The organism is Pirellulaceae bacterium, assembly GCA_029243025.1.
GTDB lineage: Bacteria > Planctomycetota > Planctomycetia > Pirellulales > Pirellulaceae.
This window is the reverse complement of record JAQWSU010000024.1, coordinates 53618-71472: the sequence shown is the minus strand read 5'-3', so window position 1 is coordinate 71472 and position 17855 is coordinate 53618. Positions and strand designations below refer to the sequence as shown.

Sequence of the window (17855 nt, the reverse complement as noted above, 5' to 3'; positions counted from 1 at the left end):
TACCGAACCGGTCCGATCTTCGTGATATTTTGCGAGAATGCTCCGTCTCGCTTTGGGATAAATCTGGTAACAATGAACCGATCCAGTGCAGATCGTTTTCTTGCATCACGAAACGTAGCCGGAAACTTTGACGAAGAAATTCTCGTCGACCAATTTCAACCCACTCGTGGGCTTCGTGAAGACGGCTCGACAATAAGAATGGAGGTTTTGCCTAATTTTGCCCGCCTACAATGCAACTGCTAAGCTTAAACATTCCGGTGTGGAATTGAACCTCGATCCACCCACAACTTTCCATTGGAGAATCCAGATCTGATGACGAATCAGCTAACACGAACTAGGGTCCGACGATGGCTGGCATCCTTTACTGTTTGCGTCTTGACCGGCATTTCGCTTAACTCCACTCTTGCCCAAGAGATCAAATATGACGACCGCATCGGATCCAACAAAGACTTTGACATGTGCGAAGATTTCCGATTCAAGCGTATCACGAAGCTCGTCAAAGATGGAAAAATCTCTCAACAGCAAGGCTACAACATTTGGAAACGCATCCAGTCAGACAAAGAGGCTGTCAAGAAAGTTCTTGGCGAAGCAGTTGCGGCCAAAGAATTAACTCAGAATCAAGCTGATCGATTGCTTCCCTTGGTCGACGCGAAGATGACCTATCTTGAAAGCAAGCACGGGCGTTTTGGGCAGCCCAAAACCCTGAAAGATGGCGAATTCCAAGCAGGCGAAGTGACTGCAAAAAATCGTGCTGCAGTCTACCAGCGGCTGATCGCCGCCAATCAAAGCGGACAGATGCATGACTATGATGTCGCTTCAATCATGAAGCAGCTTTATGCTGGATTCATTCCGGAAAAGGCTTCTGCCGAAGAAGTCGCCATCTACCGAGGTACGTTAAACCCGCGAATCGCCCAAAGCGGTTCTCAGGGTCGCGTTCTGCAAAACGCTCGCATGCAGCGTAATCGCAGCAAGCGTAATGGTTATGGTTCGACGGATCTCAAGATCACCGATCCAACTGAATGGATCAAGAATCTCGAAAAACCAATCTACTCTGGCCCGCAGCCGGGCGAAAAAATTCCATCGTTGACTGCCATCAATCTGCGCGGAGAAACGGCTGGCCAAGAGTTTGATCCCGTGGAACTGGCGGGTGACAAGCTTCATCTCATGTTCTTTGTCAGTGAATCTCGCACCTTCGGTCGTTTCCTTGGACAGCTCCGGCGCCAACTTCAGGCCATTGAAGAAAACTCCAAACATTCCTGGGCGATGTCAGTCATTGTTTGCACGGACGACGCAAACGAGGCTGAGAAAAGTTTTGCGGTGCTTGACCAACGTTACCCCAAAAACCTTGTCGTGGGTTTGTCGAAGGATGGATCGGCTGGCCCTCCTGCCTATGGTCTGGACAGAAATCTCACCGCCACCGTGATCGTGGCAAAACAGGGCAAGGTCACACACAACCTTCCTTATGTGGGCAACGCGTTTTACACACAACCTCATATTCTTGGCGCCATCGCCAAAGCCATGGAAGTCGATCACGATACGCTTCGCAAATACATTAGCGATACCCCCGGGGATGCAGCAACCCAAGCTTCTAGTCGTCGCAGAACGGGCAATCAGTCCGCCGTCCCACCAAAGCAAGGGTTTCGCAAAAAACTTGCCCCATTGGTGGTTGGCGGACAGATCACGCGTGCGGAAGCAGGCGAATTGCTTCAGACTTCGGGTAATAAAAGGGCACTACGCAACAAGCTTGAGGAACTCGTAAAAGCGGAAAAACTCACTCGTACCGAAGCCAAGGAACTTCTGGCTCCTGGCAACGGGGAAAATGAACAGGGACAACGCAATCGTTAATGCATTGGATCCAGCTTTCTTTTGCCAATCTAATCCACCGCGACGCATTAGCACCAACTGAATCATGAAAACGTTAATTGCATTCTTGACGACTGCTTCGCTCTGTCTTTGCATCTGGTCACCGGTGGTGTCGATCGAAACATCGACGCCAGATAGCATTATCAACGTCGAAACTTCAAAACTTCAAACCGACAAAACGATCGATTTCAAGAACGATTTGATTCCCATGTTTACGAAGTTGGGATGCAATGCTGGGAAGTGCCATGGCTCGGCAATCGGACGCGGTGAATTCAAGTTGTCACTCTATGGCGGAACGCCAGAAACAGACTACGACGAGATTGTGCATCAACTCGGCGGACGCAGGATTAATTTGACCGATGCCGAGTCGAGTCTCCTTTTCATGAAGCCTGCCGAGCTGGTAGAGCATGGCGGTGGTGCAGTAATCGCCGATGACGATCAAAATGCTCAGCGGTTAATCAAGTGGATTGAACAGGGAGCCAAATACGTCGAGCATCGCAAGTTGAAACGCGTCGAAGTAACTCCCGGCAGGTTCATCGCGACTCAAATCGGTGATGCAACTCCGCTGAAAGTCGTGGCTCATTATGACGACGGGACAAAGCGTGAGGTCACGAACCTGACGCAATTCGTAGCGGATGATTCATCCGCGGTCAGCGTCAACAACCATTCGGCAACTGCCAAAGTCGCACGAAGCGGCCGACATATCGTGATTGCCAGGTACTCCACCGAAGTCATTCCAATCGAATTGGTGGTCCCATTTACCGAGTCGGCTGTCAACCTCTCCTCGGAACCTCGCAACAACGACGTGGACCAGGAAATTCTCCGCGCACTTGGGGAACTTCGTCTACCCGTCTCACCTCTGGTTGACGATGCAACATTTTTTCGTCGACTCACCCTGGACCTCACGGGACGGTTACCTAAATACAAAGGCGAAACCGGTTCAGGTGGTTTGAATCGAGAAGTAGTCGTCGATCGCTTGCTCGCCTCGGAGGAGTTTGTCGATTTCTACACTTTGAAATTAGCCAAGCTGTTGCGAATTCAATCCAAGATCGACAAAAACCGTGTTGCAACAACTCCGCAAGCAGCACGTGCCTTTCACGATTGGCTTGCGAAGCAGTTGCGTGACAGCGCAGGCTACGACCAGATGGTCCGAGAAATCATCACGGCCACTGGGGACTCGTCCAAGTATGGTCCAGCGACGTTTTACACCGCCGTGGAGGATGCGAGGCTGCAAACGGAATTCGTCACCGAAGTTTTCATGGGAAGTCGAATGAAGTGCGCTAACTGCCACAACCACCCGCTCGATAAATGGACACAAGACGACTTCCATGGCCTCACGGCGATGTTCTCCAAGCTCACGCGAAGCCAAGTCATTCGGATCAACCCCATTGGCAAAAACATCCACCCCAACACGGGAGAAGCTGCGCCGATGAAAATTCCCGACGGCGAATTCCTGCCGGCGAATACGAGAGATGGGCGTGGAGCATTCGCGGATTGGCTTACAGACCACGAAAATCCATACTTCGCCAAGGCGATCGTTAACCGGCTTTGGAAATCGATGATGGGTCGCGGCCTGGTAGAACCTGTCGACGATTTCCGTTCCACCAATCCCGCAACCCACCCGGCGTTGCTCGATCAGTTGGCTGACGATTTCATCGAGCATGGCTTTGACATTCGCCATACGTTGAAAGTCATCGCGATGAGCTCGACCTATGCGCGCAGTTCGATTCCCGTCGAAGGAAATCAGACGAGTGATCGGTTTTATTCGCACATCATGCAGAAGCCCCTGGAACCCGCCGTATTGGCGGATGCAATCTCTGACGTACTCGGCGTGGCAGGCCAATATGGCAATGAAACCCTAGGCACGCGAGCTGTGGAATTGCGAGATGGCGCGATTCAATCTGATGCGCTCGACATCCTTGGTCGTTGTAACCGAACCAACTCCTGTGAAGGAGCACCCTCGCCAACCGGACCGTTGGCGCAAAAACTTCACCTATTCAACGGGGAACTATTGAACAGCAGAATCGGTGCCGAAGGTGGGCGACTCGACAAACTGATCAAGTCCAACAGGACGCCCTTGGAAATTGTGCGTGAGTTTTACCAGGTCGCGTTGAATCGACAGCCAAACAAGCAAGAAATCCAATTCCTTTCACAATTGTTCGACGACAAGCCTTCTGCTCAGCAATATCAAGCGCTGGAAGATTTTGTCTGGAGCATCGTCACTTGCCAAGAATTTGTCATGAATCATTAAGACGGACGACAGAACACCAGAAAACTGTTCGAGGGTTCAAGTTTGCCGCTGAGACACCAAAACCAAATAAGCAAAGAGAATTGATGAACATTTTCAAACGCTGTGACGGGGTCACTCGTCGCCATTTTGTCCGTGTCGGAGGACTTACGGCCTTGGGCCTGGGCATGTGTAATTTCTTCCAATTGCAACGAGCGATGGCAGCCAGCCCACTCGCAAATTCAAAAAGGTCCGCCAGGGCCAAATCGTGCATTCTGATTTGGCTTGACGGCGGAGCGAGCCACCTCGACACCTTTGATCCCAAACCCAAGGCACCCTCCGAAGTCCGAGGACCTTTTGACTCGATCAACACCAACCTGAGCGGTATCCGGATCAGTGAGCATATGCCTCAAACGGCGAAGATCATGGACAAGCTGGCTTTAGTTCGCAGCGTCACCTCGCCGTTTGGAGTGCACAACTTCGCGTTACAGTACTTGATGACTGGGTACAAACCCACTCCGGCACTTGAGTATCCGAGCATTGCGTCCGTGGTTGCCCATCTGCGATCACAAACCGGTGTTTTGCCATCCAACATCGCGATTCCCAATTTGATTTCGCGTGACGCCGCCACGATCGGAAACGGGTTTCTTCCTAACAGCAGCAAAAGTTTTTCGTTAGGCAGCGACCCTGGTAAGTCGAGCTACCAGGTTCGCGACCTGAATTTTTACCAGGGGCTTGATATCTCGCGGCTCGACCGACGTCGCAAAATCGTCAATGCGATGAACGAGTTCGGCAACCTAAATGCCAAAGGTCTCAGTGATCCTGATTTAGAGCGTGCCTACAACCTGATCGCATCCAAGCAGGCCAAAGCGGCCTTCAACCTGGAAGAGGAACCGACGGAGATGCGTGAACGCTACACCATGGATCCTCGGGCCAACGTCCAAGACTCTAATAACATCGGTCAACAATGCCTGCTGGCGCGGCGACTTGTCGAACGAGGAGTTCCGTTTGTCACCGTGAACAACACAGGCTGGGACAACCATCTCGATTTAGAGACTTATGCAAACCGTCATCCAGGCGATCCTCGCTCCGCGTCGCACGCGCTGATTCCGGGTCTGGACAAAGCACTTGTCGCGTTGATTGGAGATCTTTCAGAACGTGGAATGCTCGATGAAACATTGATTTTAGTCATGACAGATTTCGGCCGAACGCCAAAAATCAACAGCACCGGGGGACGAGACCATTGGCCCAACTGTTTCAGTGTGGCCATGGCGGGTGGTGGAGTGAAAGGTGGGCAGGTGATCGGCGAAAGTGACGCTTTGGGTGAATTCGTCAAAGATCGACCCATCACCCCTGCCGATCTTTCAGCAACCGTGTTTACGCTCCTTGGTATCGACCCTGCACATGAATTGCATACGCCTGACGGTCGACCCATTCGGGTCGCACCTCAAGAGTCGAAAGTGATTAAGGAGTTATTGGGATGACTAACGGTATGAATCATTGCCTTTTCAAGTTATCCCGCGGCGTACTTTCCATCGTGACGGTCTCGCTGTTTGCGACATCCACGCTTTGGGGGCAAATCCCACCCATCACGGACATCGCATTCGCACCCGATGGCAAGTCTCTGATCAGCTGTTCGCAAAAAGGCCTGCAGGTTTTCAGCTGGCCGGATTTAAACTTGCAAAAGACGGTACGGGTTTCATTTGCCAATCTGCACTGCCTCGAATTTTCGCCAGATGGAAAACGGCTCGCGATCGGAGGAGGAAATCCGTCGGAGGAAGGCGTCGTTGAGATTTTCTCTTGGCCTGCATGCGCGTCACTGATGAAGTTGTCCGACCACGATGATTCCGTCATTTCAGTCGTTTGGAAGGGCAATACGAATTTGATTTCCGCAAGTCTGGATCGTTTGTTGATCCAATGGGATTTGGATGCGGAAAAAACGGTAAAAACCTATCGAGGTCACTCGCGTGGCGTTAGCTCGGCATGCATTCTCCAAAATGGAGAATTGGTGACTGCCGGCCACGATCAATCGGTTCGCGTTTGGAATGGCGATACGGAAGCTTTGATCCGCAGTTTGAATCAACATTCAAAGCCCGTTCATTCAATCGCGGTTTGCCCTGCTATTGCGGACAGGCCCATGGTTGCGACGGCTGCCGGCGATCGCACCATTCGTTTTTGGCAACCCACGATTGGTCGAATGGTGCGTTATGTCCGGCTCAAGTCGGAACCACTCGATATCGCTTGGATCAGTGAATCTGAGATTGTCGCCAGCTGTGTTGACGGCCAAGCGCGTCGAGTGGATACCGAAAAGGTGAAAGTTATCGAGACGATTCCTGTGATGAAGGGCTGGGCCTATGCAGTCGCCGCCCATCCGAACGACGGAACCATCGCCATTGCCGGCAGTGGCGGTCAACTTCATCGAGTTGGATTTCAAGAATCAAAATGATGCGGTTGGACGCCCCAACTCCAGCAGTCAACGTCGTGGAGCAACTTCCTAAAAGCTCACTGGGCCTTGGGGACTGGGGACGCGCCGTACCGTCCTACGCCAAACGGCGCCGCTGGCGCCAGTTAACCACAGGCCAGCGAAGCATTCCCAGAGCGAAGACGGTTCGGGCGCGGTGTCTGGACCGTTGACTGCTGCGCCCAGGACACACTTGGAACAAAGGCCATGCGGTGCATACGTTTGTTTGATTACTCTCTTAGCCTACCAACCAAAGGGAATCCAATAAATGTTGTTCGCGATCTCAACGAAGCGCAGTTCGCCGACTTCGTGGCGATCCGTATCTGGAACCCTGATCTTGATCGAATGAAGCCTTGCTTCAGCTTTCTTGTTATTCACCGTGTCCGTGACAGATACGAACTCCTTGGCCGTTACCAGTTCGGAATACTGAATCGTATTGAATGTGCGTTTGATCAACGAAGCGTTCCTGAAATTGCGACTGAAGAATCTGTCCACATCCTGAAGTTCTTGCTTCAACTTCGGAGAAAGTGAATCGGGATCGGGATACAGCTTGAAGGAGTCCGATGGGCCACCATCCGCGATGATCTCGAAGATGCCATTTACGTCCTTCTTGTCAATCAGGACGAGACATTCTCGGAATAGCACGATACAGCGTGTTCTCGTATCCAGCGGTCGAAACGAATCATCCGCCAAGACTTCAGGCGTACACAGGAATAGTGCTGCAACACTGACTACTGGGTGGATTAATCTCATTGCTTTGGCTCCGGTGAAGTGATCCTGCAACCTGTAACATACCTTGTTCCTGAGCCGTTCTCTTTCGAAGGTTACAGCCCTACTCCAAAAAATTTTGTGCGAGTATTGGCCGATCAATCACTGCGCACACGCAAACCGCCAAGGCTTTGGCCAAGCCTTTCCAAACAAAAAATTGCTGAATTCCGCTATAATCGGAGCCAACATTCTGTGGGGCCCGATCCTACCTGGCGACGTTCGAAAAAACGACGCCCCGAGGATTATACGCAACGTTAAAACAAATCCAAGTCGGCAAGAAAGACATTCAATGACTCGTCAACACAATCAGGATGACTCAGATGCTCGCACCGAAGGTTTGCGTCGTCGCGAATTAATCAAAGGGGCAGCGGCGGCCGGACTGATTGCTGCAACTGGATCACACCCTCTTGTGAATGCGGCTGAGAACAAATCGGCTCCAAGCAATTTGATCAAGCGTGAGAACGCCAAACCCGGCACGCGAGACTGGCTGCTCACCAAGACTCGCACCGTACCCGGGAAGATCAACCCCAACTTACTCAACGGGCGCAGCCAGGTTATCGAGGGCTACTGTTCCGCCAACAGCGTGCGGGTCGGCGAGAAGTTGCAGATCATGGTGAGCACGGATCCGGTGTCTGCTTTCAAGTTGGAGATCTTCCGTACGGGCTACTACAACGGGGATGGGGCCAGACTGGTGAAACGTTTTGATTCGCTCAATGGCGTTACGCAGCCCGACCCAACCGTTGGTGAAAACTATCTGCGTGAATGCCAATGGAAGCCCACCGTGGAATTCGAAATCCCCGACAATTGGCTGAGCGGTGTTTATCTGGGGAAGCTGACGGCAGAGAAAACCGGACTACAAAGCTATGTCATTTTTATTGTCCGCGATGACCGTCCCTGCGATTTGCTTTTTCAGTGCAGCGACCTGACCTGGTCCGCCTACAACCGCTGGCCCGCCGATTACTCGATTTACACGACCCATGAAGGGTTTTCCAGCACGGGCGTGCCCAGCGCGACGGTGAGCTTCGATCGACCCTATGCCTTGTTCACCCATCCCGTGAACAAGGTCAAGAAATCAGGCGGCTCCGGAGAATACCTACCCTGGGAATTCCCTCTTTCGTTCTGGTTGGAGCAACACGGTTACGATGTTTCCTACATCTCCAATATCGACACCCACGCCGACCCGGCCGGTTTGCTCCGCACCCAAGGTTTCATCTCGGTGGGCCACGACGAGTACTGGACGTTGGACATGTACAACAACGTCCTCAGAGCCCGAGAGGAAGGAGTCAGCCTAGCCTTCTTTGGTGGCAATTCCGTTCTCTGTGTTGTTCCGATGCTACCCTCCAGCAACGGGACGCCCAACCGAGCCACGCGACGCGAAGGCTGGTTCATACCTCTTCCTGAAAATCTATCTGAAGCGAAGCGAGGCAAACTGCTAGAACGAATGCTCAACGAGAAAAGCTTTGAACCCAACATGGGGCCGGACAGTGCGCTCTTGATGGGTGGACGACTAGACAACCAGCAATCAAGCGGTCGCGGGATGGGATCAGGGAATTGGACCTGCGCACTGCCCCAACACTGGCTCTTTGAGAACACCGGAATGAAGAAGGGCGACTCGATCAAAGGACTTCTCGGCTGGGAGTGGCATGGAGCCCCGGCCATGGATCTGCCCGGGATGAGCATCGTAGCCGAAGGCGATGCCACCCTTAATGGAAAGACCGTCGGTCACTACAGCTCAACACTCTACAATGGTCCCAAGGACAATGTCGTTTTCAACGCCGCCACCATCTGGTGGGCCAACGGGCTGTCCAGCCCTCCGGGACATGTGAATCCCTCCAGGCACGGAGTCACTCAACAAGGTCCGGACAAACGCGTCCAGCAAATCACCCACAACTTAATGCGGCGAATCATCGCCAAAAATGCCTAACCTATCGCTGTCAAAAATCCTGCCAAAGAATGCGTCTAACTTCCGCTGTTCGGTACCTAGTGGCAAAACGATGAAAAAATTCATTGCTCTTCTATTTACCTGCTCGATCAGCGTGTCGACCCTTCCGGCCTCTGCTCAGGTCAACGACGCGTTCAAAAAAAAGGTAGTCGAACTCTATCCGAAGACTGACGCCGACGGAGACGGCGTTCTCTCCAATGCCGAAGCAGCGGCTGTGACCCGGCGGATTCTGAAGAGATTCCCCAAAGTCGATCAGGATGGAGACGGCGTTCTTTCCCGCAAAGAAAAGCAAACACTGCTTCGCATGGCTGCGAACAGAGCAAAGCGGACAGCTGACCAAGGCATACCGGAGGCAGCTTCGCCCATTGCGGCACAGGATTTGACGGAGTCGTTGACCGCAATCATGAACCGCGCCGTCCAGCAACAGCAGATCGCCGGGTGCTCCTTTTTAGTTGTCCACAAGGGAAAAACCATTTTCCGAAAGGCGTGCGGATATGCCGATATCGAATCGAAGCGGCCGTTCACAACGGACGAATTGGTTCCAATCGCTTCCGTCTCCAAGCCATTTCTGGCAAGCCTGTTGATGGTTCTAGTTGAACAGGGGAAATTGCAACTGGACGATCCGGTTGAGAAATACCTGCCGGAATTCAAGGGAGTGAAGGTTAACGGCAGTCGGTCGCCAGCAAAGCCGATGACTGTTCGCCAACTGCTTTCACACACGGGAGGCTTCTGGGGGAACAAGGGCATCAGTCGCGAGAAGCTGGATCTGATCCGCAATTTCCAGCGGCCTCTCGCCGCAGCGGTCATCGGTATCGCGGAATACGATCTGGTGTACGAACCGGGAACGAAATTCCTTTACTCCGGCTCCGGATATTGCGTTGCAGGGCGCGTCGCAGAAGTGGCTCTCGGCCAGTCGCTTGAGAAAATTGCGCAGGCCGCTCTGTTCCGGCCTCTGGGTCTGAATCGCACGACCTATTTGCCTTCGAAAGAAATTCGAAAAACGGTGCCGACGGCCTATCTGAGACAAGGCGAGAAACTGCAGAAACAACCGTCCCGAGCTCAGCGAGAACTCCGCTTCATCCTGCCGGGCGGATCACTTTTTACAACGATGGACGAGATGGCCGTGTTCGCTCAGATGCACCTGAACGATGGCGTCCACAACGGCAAACGCATTCTTTCACCGTCGTCGATTGCCGAGATGAGGCGTCTTCAGTCACCGGATAGAGAAGCAAGAACTTACGGGTTGGGATGGTTTCGAGACGACGTCTCCGAATCCGGACTCGCCTACCTCGTTTTCCACGGCGGCGCGATGGGAGCCCATCTGCGAGTTGACCGGAGCCGTGAACTCGTGTGCGTGTTCCTCGTCCATCAAACGGCCGTTCAGGTTGCAGAACTGAAGAACGGTCTTGTTCAACAAGTCGACAAGATGCTTCCCGTGCCGAACGATCGTTGATGATAACGCACCCGTCACTCTCCCGGTGATGAGCCGGCAGAGTTGATTTTGACAATACCACGCGGTGCTGTTGGGTTCACTACCGTGTTTTTGTTTATGTTTTGGCCATGAGGAAAAACGGGGGCCGATTCTGCCCTGAATCTTTTTTAATCCAGAGCCGATAGTACGTGCGGTCACCACCAGATAATCAACGACGCTGCCCGACGACTTCTTGGTGCCTTGGAATAAAGCAGGCGAGTCAACACATTCAGATTCGACTAAAAAACATCGCATTCTAGGCTGGAAATGGTACGATGCAGGTTGCACAAACGGCGAAGTGAATATTCAACACTAGCGCATGCGTGGACAACATCGCTCGACTTCATCGGCGCTCTTAATGGCCAGCACACCCGTCTTTCAAGGGTGGCGGAGCGATCTCGATGAGTAGATCATCGGCCCCGTCGCTCTAGTAATACTTTGTTACTACGCTCTATTTTCGATAGCCATGCATCCGCACATTGGAAGCTTCCATGAAGAAATCTAACCTGTTAGAGAATAATCAACTTCGGCGCGCTGTACGATATGAACGCGGATTTTCACGCAGGCTCTTTCTCGCGTATGGCGGCGCCCTGAGTTCGATCCCGTTCCTGGGCCAGTCGGCATCGGCTGATACGGCACCGTCATTTGAAAGTGATCCGTTTTCACTTGGCGTCGCTTCAGGCGACCCAGATCACCGGAGCGTCGTGTTGTGGACTCGATTGGCACCCCAACCGTTGCAGCCCCGTGGTGGCATGCCAACCCAGAATGTCGCTGTGAGCTGGGAACTCGCGAGTGACGAGTCGATGAAAACGATCGTGGCGTCGGGAGTGACCACGGCAACACCTCAGCTCGGCCACTCGGTTCACGTTGAACCGACTGGCTTACCGTCGGACCGTTGGTACTGGTACCGCTTTCGCGCTGGAGATGCGGAAAGTCCGATCGGTCGCACGCGAACCCTACCGGCCCCCGACGCGATGGCTAATCAACTGCGATTCGCGGTAACCTCTTGCCAGAACTTCGAACAAGGTTTGTTCACGGGCTACGAACAAATGCTTCGTGACAACGTTGACCTGGTCTTTCACCTTGGCGACTACATCTATGAATACGAAGCCGGACGAGGCGGCAGCGTCCGCACGCATCAGGGAAATGAAATCCAAACTCTTGATAACTACCGCGCAAGGTATGCACAGTATCGGGGTGACCAGCTCTTGCAGGGAATGCACGCGAATTGCCCCTGGTTCGTCACATGGGACGATCATGAATTCGACAACAACTGTGCCAATGAAATTTCCGAAGAAGAAGGGATCGACCCGATTGCCTTTCTCGAGCGCCGAGCCAACGCGTATCAGGCCTATTACGAAATGATGCCGTTGCGTCGCGCATGCTTGCCCACCGGCAGCGACATGAAAATCTACCGACGTGCTTCCTATGGCCAGCTTGCCGAACTCTTAGTGTTGGACACTCGCCAATACCGCACCGACCAGCCCAACAACGACAAGCGCAGTCCGCTAAACGATGCCGCGCTGAACACCGCCAACACGATGCTAGGTCGTCGCCAGAAGAACTGGCTTTGCCAAAAGCTGATATCATCCAAGGCAAAGTGGAACGTCCTGGCACAACAAGTCATGATGGGTTTGGTCAAGCGATCCGTTATCGACGACGTCGGTCGGTATTCAATGGATCAGTGGCCGGGCTACGCGGCCGAGAGAATCCAACTGATGCGATTTTTAGCAGACAGAAAAATCGCCAACCCCGTCGTGCTCACAGGAGACATTCACACGAATTGGGCCAACGAATTGCGCGTTGATGATCGCCGCGAGGATCAGCCTTTAGTCGCCTCCGAATTCGTCGCAACGTCTTTGTGCAGCGGAGGGAACGGCGTTGAAAAACCAAAGAACCTTGATTCGATTCTGGCCACGAACGCCTGCGTGAAATTCCACAATGCCGAACGCGGCTACATTTTGTGCAACGTCACACAGGACTCCTGGCGGTCCGACTACATGGTGGTGGATGACGTGTTGAAACCGGGTGGCAATACCTTCTCGCGTGCGGCATTCGTCGTCGAGGCAGGCAACCCGAAAATCAACAACGCATAAGCGGCGTACTTGCAGGTTAAGGGAACACTGACGCATACGATTTTTGGGCTGCGGACTTCGACACGGGGCAATCCTCCAGAAAGCCTTCACAGATCAGCCAATCGCGTGACGATGAGTGCTTGCCTCCTCGACAGAAACACGATTCACCAAGGCCTAAACTTCGATGGAAAGATGCTCATCGAATCAACTGGCAAATGCGCGTGGTCGGCAATTTCCATCGGAGCATTCTCGCTGAAAATCAGGGGAACGCAGCACCGAATTAGAACCCGTTTCAAAGCAACGACGGCGAGAGTCATGCTCGACACTCATTCAAACGCAATCGTGTGTGCAGCATTCAGTTTCAGTCCATCCACGGTCTGTTTGTAATTGCCCGGCCAGGTCACTTCGGCGGAAACTGCATCGGCTTCCAGTTCCCCAAAGCCAAAATGCAGCGTCAAATCGTTCTGGTTGCCTTCTCCTGTTCCGCTTTCAACGTGGCGAGTGATGAGTTCGTCACCGACCTTGATACGGACGGCAGAACCGATTCCCGACTTGCCCGTTTTCTTTCCATCACCCGACAACTTTATCTTCAACCATTTACCGGTGAGCTGATTATCATTACGAAAAATCTTTCCGGCCGTGCACAGGTCGAGGTCGCCATCGTTGTCGATATCTGCCCATGCTGCCTGGTAGGTCGGTGGCAAATCGCTGACCTTCTGGATCGCTGTCACGTCTTCAAACATCCAATCGCCTCGACCTTGATACAAGACAGGGTAGTTCCGAATATTCCCGCTTCCCACGCCATAGACCGTCGTAAAGAAAAGGTCTTGCACACCATCGTTATTGAAATCACCGAACGTGGGCGACGCGTAAGATTCCTGCCATGCTAAACCGGCTGATTTCGATTTGTCCTCAAAGACAAACGCTTTGTCAGCTCCACCGTTCTGCAAAAACTGCGGGTGGTCTTGACCTGCCCGTGGATGACTGAAGTTCCCAACAAAGAGATCAATCAGACCGTCGTTATTCAGGTCGCTGAAACAGGAGCCGATGGTATGGCCGCAAACGGGATAGCTGATTCCACCGGTGTAGCCGATCACTTCGTCCGGAACTCCGTGCGACTTGGATTTCTCTGCGACGTTTTCGAATCCATTCTTTTGATTGTTCTTCCAGAGAAAGTTGGGTTGCAAGCGGTAATTGGAAACATACACATCAACAAATCCATCTCCGTCGTAGTCTGCCGCGGCGACTCCTCGGGCAGAATAACTTTCGGGAGATCGCCACGCTTCTTCAAACACTCCGTTTCCCTTGTTCATGTAAACCACATCCGGGTGTACGGCCTGCTGCCAAATTTCATATCCACCGACATACAAATCGAGCAGACTGTCGTTGTTGATATCGATCCACACGGCGCCTCGTGAATTTTTGGTTGGCAATTCAGGAAATGCAATCTTTTCGAATTTCCCGTCTCCCGTATTTTTGTAGAGTGCCCCCGCACCCGTGAACGTAAACAGATCAAGATTCCCATCGTTGTCATAGTCACCCCAAATCCCTTCGCCACCTCCGACACCTGAGTCAGTGACATCGACAAACTTTTTACCGTTTTCATTTCTCCATAGCTTGCCGGTATACAAATCGACAAATCCATCGTTGTTGTAGTCACCGAAAGCAGCCTTGCCGCCGCCACCAAATCCAAGTTCTCCTGATGCATCAGTGAACTGCCCGAATGAGGATGTGGTTAAGGCGAGCTGGAGAAGGAAACAGAAAATGAGGTTTGATCGAAGCACGAATATTCCCCCACATTGGTGATGTTACAGTTTAAGGATGTCCATAATCCAAAGGTTAGCAGCAGCAAGTCGCATGAAACCATGGTCGGCTAATGTGATCAATCGGTTGGTGCACCCGACTTCTTCTGAACCTGAGGCTTGTAGTTTCCATCGGGCAGCTTCGTAGGAAATGAATATTCGGGGGCCGATAGCAATGCGAATAAGTCAGGGTCCCCACTCTTAACTTTCGCAGCCGTATTCAATCTCCACTCTTCAGAAATTTCCTGGAGACGGTTCGGGAAATCCTGGGCACCGATCAAGGATGTGATTCCCCAATAAATGTATTCCGTAATCTGGCATCGATAGTCGCATGTCCGATCGTAATACGTATACCACGCCTTCTTAGGATACGCCCGCGGCACCTTGTTGAAGTGGCCCCCCCTGGCTTTGTCCATCGCTTTCGCAATCTGAGTTCCCTTCCTCTCTCCGAAGACACGCGGATACGCATGGGCATAACCGGCTGATGTGATCAGGTGTAGCACTTCCTCGTACGTCGCGTCAAAGACGCCATTCGCAGAACCACCAGGACGTGTCTCTTCACCAAAAAGTGCCACCACCACCATCCGATCCCAAACCCGTTCCGGGATATAGTCGTGGATATCAACTCGCCTTGCAGCCCGCTCAGTCGCAAACATAACCATCGCACCGTTGCGTTCCTTCAGTGCTTTCAGCACCCGTCTGTTATCGGGAATTCCGTCAGCATCATTGTCCAGATATTGCGCTAGCACATTTGCAGCGTGCAGCAGCTTTTTGTCTGGCGTGTCGCGTGTTGCGTAGATCGGTATCTCGAACACCTCGACCTTCCTGCTGAACACGCGAACGAAGCCTTTCGGTTCGTTCCCAGTGGGCATGATTTCAAGAGGAGTCTGTCCCATCGAACTTAGAGGCGCATAAAACAGTGGAAACAACAGCGTTAACCCTATCCACAACCGTTTTCGCCAGTCCGGCAACTGCATTACTCCAAAGCGAATGCCTGTAATCGAATTTGACTTTTTCTTGTCCATGGGTCGATCTCTTCTCTCTTCCACATTCAGCAAGAAGCAGCTGAACTAGAAGTTGTTTCATTTTCTTTCCCCGGTCATGAGTGGTGAATCTCGGTTACGACCGTGGCTGAGTACGACAGACTAACGTTTCGACTGGCGAAAATCCAATTTGACGCAAAGGATGCAGAAGCGGTTGCCTGTGATGAATCGATCAAAGGACCAACTGAGTGCTTTCTTGCAAGTGATTGATCACTTTCTTGTTCGCCGAATAGCCAGGCCCCCCGTAAAGCAGTCCGTATCGCCGGGCTTCAAGGCAACCAATCTCAAACCCTACACACAATCGTGGCAGTGGCCGCGGAGTAGGATTTCTGCGACCTGGGCCAAGCCTCTGCTTGCCGTCTTGCTCTTGTTGGTCAATCCGAACTCTTCCATGCACGAAAGGGCCCCGCAGTCGACACGCACGAAGTGCGGATGAGATAAGTGTGTTTGCTCCTTCCCGCGATGATTTCAAATCACCAAACGTGATCGTCCCGAGCCCGACCTGCAAACTTACCTGGGCAGCAACGGAACTGCGAAAATGCCTACAGATCGACCCCCCACATGCGGGTGCTTATCGTTTACTGCAGCAGGTTGCGGCGCGGCTCAACGTGGCTGAAAATGATCGGCGCGCCAGTCCCATCGGTGGCTGAAAGCCATTGCTACCAAACGAAACGAGGCCGCCAGGTAAATCCCAGCGGCCTCGCTGCTTAAATCAACAAGGATTGAACCGCGATGCTATCGAGCACGTTTGCGATGGAAAGCCGAGAATCCGACGAGTCCCAGTAAAACCAACAGGATTGCAGAAGGTTCCGGTACGGTATTGGCCCCGTTGCCGGGAAGTGGCCCTTGCTCATAGCCGGCATCCGCAGGGTGCTCCGGAACTGGCAACACGCAGTTGGAAGGAATTGGAAGGTTACACAGATATCCCGAACGACGGAAAACTCTCGACGGCAAAAGTGCGTGAGTTACGGCATGGCTACTACGCGTGTGTTAGTTATGTCGATGCGTTTGATTTCCTCGGTGCTACGCGATCGAGACTCCACGAAGAGTTCCGCTTTGGTTAAGCGAGGCTATTCTTCTTATGTCGTGTCTTGTTCTTTTCTTTCGTGCCATCAGTTTGACCGTCGCCGCTACCGCTCGCCTGGACGCTTCTTACCTCGACGCCTGTCACGACATCGGTCACGAGCCGAGCAATCATCTCTCCGACACTAGACCGAAGCCAACGGCGGATCCTGTTCGATCAAGCCTGAAGCCCGCCGGGAGGAGTTGGGGGGATCGGAAATCAACTAAGCTTGCCAAACGGCAGGTGTGAAGTTTTCCGTAGAGACAGGACGGTCAACGCTGACGCTAATCCAATCAGAGTCAGGCCGGAGGGCTCTGGAACGGCGGCAATGTAAACATGCATACTCGCTTTGCCGCCGAATCGATTGACATGGGTAATCGTTAGCGAGTCAATCGGCGTATTTGGAATAAACCATCCGCTTGACGACTCTGTACCCGGCTGGTCGGGGGGGGGACCTGACTCAGAAGGCCGTCAGAATCAAACTGGGCCACCAAAGCAGCATTGGCTGCGTCGAAGCCAGACGGCAAGTCGATGGGACCTGGTTTGCTGTCAAAAAGCTCTTGGAACCAACTGGCAATAGTTGCATTACTGACTGGCACACCGGACGCCGTTGCCGAGATGATCGCGTCTTCGCCCTCGAGGTCAGTAACGGCAAAAGCCCACGTACTGCCGGGAACTGAGGAGCTGAAGTCGATGGTCAGAACTGAAGTTGAAAGAAAATCTGCCTCGCCTTGGATCCGTAGAGATTCTTGGTTGTCACCCTCGCCAAAGAGCGATTCCCAAGTGGCGTTATCGAAGACATCTTCGTCGTCGACCAGCAGACCGGACTCTGAAAAATCGCCCGTGACCGCAAAAGAGAAATCCGGCACGCCACCGGCACCAGCAAGTGTACCTGTTCCGCTCGAGCCGGTCTCAAGTGTCCAATCCACGTAGGTCTGAGCGAGTACTCCGTTAGTGAACGTCGAAAGGGTAACGATGGAAGCACAGACAAATAATGACGGGAACGTGGCTTTGTTGCTCATTTGTTGCATTTTCCTCGCCTCAGTATCCCACGACTTCCGGTCGAATCAAAAACTTTCCGCTCAAAAATTGAGAGGAGTTAGCCAATTTCATATCGTCAATTCCGCGATTCTTGCGTAC

General features: G+C 52.6%; 13 protein-coding genes. 8 read left to right on the top strand and 5 right to left on the bottom strand.

Annotated features, from left to right (window positions below):
• Positions 1-312: 312 nt before the first annotated feature.
• The 4 genes from P8N76_11410 to P8N76_11395 all read left to right on the top strand — a co-directional run bounded on the left by P8N76_11410 (position 313) and on the right by P8N76_11395 (position 6536).
• Positions 313-1845, top strand: coding sequence for a hypothetical protein (locus P8N76_11410; protein ID MDG2382269.1), 1533 nt, complete (start codon positions 313-315; stop codon positions 1843-1845).
• 64 nt (positions 1846-1909) lie between these two features.
• Entirely contained in the window at positions 1910-4114 is a 2205-nt protein-coding gene (locus P8N76_11405; GenBank protein ID MDG2382268.1) for a DUF1553 domain-containing protein, read from the top strand.
• An 83-nt stretch (positions 4115-4197) separates the two neighbouring features.
• Positions 4198-5574 carry a DUF1501 domain-containing protein gene (locus P8N76_11400; protein ID MDG2382267.1) on the top strand — a complete coding sequence of 459 codons (1377 nt, stop codon included), beginning with the start codon at positions 4198-4200 and terminating at the stop codon, positions 5572-5574.
• Positions 5571-6536, top strand: a complete 966-nt coding sequence (locus P8N76_11395) for a hypothetical protein (GenBank protein MDG2382266.1) — start codon at positions 5571-5573, stop codon at positions 6534-6536. Before P8N76_11400 ends, P8N76_11395 begins: the two co-directional genes overlap by 4 nt.
• Before the next feature lie 258 nt (positions 6537-6794).
• On the opposite strand, the gene P8N76_11390 is transcribed toward P8N76_11395, so the two are convergent.
• Positions 6795-7304: a hypothetical protein gene (locus tag P8N76_11390; protein MDG2382265.1), complete on the bottom strand. Its 510-nt coding sequence runs from the start codon at positions 7302-7304 to the stop codon at positions 6795-6797.
• A gap of 304 nt (positions 7305-7608) precedes the next feature.
• Here P8N76_11390 and P8N76_11385 point away from each other — a divergent pair, with 304 nt between their 5' ends.
• From P8N76_11385 to P8N76_11375, 3 genes are all read left to right on the top strand, one after another.
• Positions 7609-9243, top strand: a complete 1635-nt coding sequence (locus tag P8N76_11385) for a hypothetical protein (protein MDG2382264.1) — start codon at positions 7609-7611, stop codon at positions 9241-9243.
• Positions 9244-9313: 70 nt separating this feature from the next.
• The gene (locus P8N76_11380; GenBank protein ID MDG2382263.1) at positions 9314-10714 is read left to right on the top strand and encodes a serine hydrolase; all 1401 of its coding nucleotides are present in this window, start codon (positions 9314-9316) and stop codon (positions 10712-10714) included.
• 509 nt (positions 10715-11223) lie between these two features.
• On the top strand, positions 11224-12828 hold the full coding sequence (locus P8N76_11375; GenBank protein MDG2382262.1) for an alkaline phosphatase D family protein: 1605 nt from the start codon (positions 11224-11226) through the stop codon (positions 12826-12828).
• Between the two features lie 305 nt (positions 12829-13133).
• Here P8N76_11375 and P8N76_11370 read toward each other — a convergent pair whose 3' ends face one another.
• Positions 13134-14591, bottom strand: coding sequence for a CRTAC1 family protein (locus P8N76_11370; protein MDG2382261.1), 1458 nt, complete (start codon positions 14589-14591; stop codon positions 13134-13136).
• Positions 14592-14689: 98 nt separating this feature from the next.
• On the bottom strand, positions 14690-15634 hold the full coding sequence (locus tag P8N76_11365; GenBank protein MDG2382260.1) for a hypothetical protein: 945 nt from the start codon (positions 15632-15634) through the stop codon (positions 14690-14692).
• 857 nt (positions 15635-16491) lie between these two features.
• Between P8N76_11365 and P8N76_11360 the strand changes: the two genes are divergently transcribed.
• Positions 16492-16716 (top strand): hypothetical protein, encoded by a 225-nt coding sequence (locus P8N76_11360; protein MDG2382259.1) that lies wholly within the window; start codon positions 16492-16494, stop codon positions 16714-16716.
• Here P8N76_11360 and P8N76_11355 read toward each other — a convergent pair.
• Positions 16713-16850, bottom strand: a complete 138-nt coding sequence (locus P8N76_11355; protein MDG2382258.1) for a hypothetical protein — start codon at positions 16848-16850, stop codon at positions 16713-16715. The genes P8N76_11360 and P8N76_11355 overlap by 4 nt on opposite strands.
• A 245-nt stretch (positions 16851-17095) precedes the next feature.
• Entirely contained in the window at positions 17096-17737 is a 642-nt protein-coding gene (locus tag P8N76_11350) for a hypothetical protein (GenBank protein MDG2382257.1), read from the bottom strand.
• Positions 17738-17855 lie beyond the last annotated feature (118 nt).